The organism is Caballeronia sp. M23-90, from assembly GCF_053574605.1.
Window position 1 is genome coordinate 1 of record NZ_JBSIPA010001049.1, and the last position, 255, is coordinate 255.

Here is a 255-nt window from a genome sequence, read left to right on the forward strand (position 1 = left end):
CAAACCTACGCCACTCTGCTCGATGAGGGCATCTATCTTGGCTCGGTACGCACCATGTACCGGTTGCTCGCCGGCGCCGACCAGGTACGTGAACGGCGCCGGCAATTGACTCATCCGTCCTACACCCACCCGGAGCTGTTAGCGGTGCAGCCCAATGAAGTGTGGTCCTGGGATATCACCAAGTTACGGGGTCCGGGCAAGTGGACGTACTTCCATCTGTACGTGATCCTCGATATCTTTAGCCGCTACGTGGTC

1 pseudogene is annotated in these 255 nt (G+C 58.4%); it reads left to right on the top strand.

Annotated elements, in window-relative coordinates:
• Positions 1–255: pseudogene (locus ACRXB1_RS37750) on the top strand (hypothetical protein); the annotation flags it as partial.